The following is a 574-nucleotide window of genomic DNA, read 5'->3' on the forward strand; positions in this document are numbered from 1 at the left end:
GATGGTTGGAGGTGGGACAGTCGGAGGCGGAGTGGTTGGAGGCGGCGTGGTCGTCCCAGTTCCGGTGTCCGCGTTGTGGGCCCGGAAAAAGGACTGCATCGCCGGCGTGTTGCCAAGCGAGGTTTCGCCGTTCTGCGAGGCCCATTTGTAGGCCATGTCGAAGGCGGGATTGGGAACCAGCTTTTCCCAGTGGTCCATCATGGTCTGCATCTGGGACGTGGTGGGCATGACATAGGAGCCGCCCGTATTGGTCGCCCAGCCGCCGCCGCCAAACGTCTGATAGACCGGAATGATCGCGCTCTGCGGGATGCCTGCCTCCAGCGCCGCGGCCACGGCCCTGTCGATGTAGTTGAAGTCCACCGCGGTGGTGCGCACCGGATAGGGATTGATGCCGTAATAGTCGATCCCGGTGTTGGCGGGATTGTAGGTATTGTTGTAATTGGAATCTGTGTACGACCCCATGTCCATCAGGGTAATGAAGGTCTTGGCGCCCGGAAAATGGGAATGGATCCAGTCGGATTCCGCCTTCAGGTTCGCAGCGCTCACCTGGGTGTGGTATTTGCCGGTGGGATCC

The 574-nt window shown here is 60.6% G+C and carries 1 pseudogene; it reads right to left on the bottom strand.

From position 1 onward, the window contains the following. Positions 1-546 (bottom strand): annotated as a pseudogene (locus CN311_RS31710) (calcium-binding protein); the annotation flags it as partial. Between the last annotated feature and the right edge of the window lie 28 nt (positions 547-574).

Source organism: Mesorhizobium sanjuanii (assembly GCF_002529485.1).
GTDB lineage: Bacteria > Pseudomonadota > Alphaproteobacteria > Rhizobiales > Rhizobiaceae > Mesorhizobium > Mesorhizobium sanjuanii.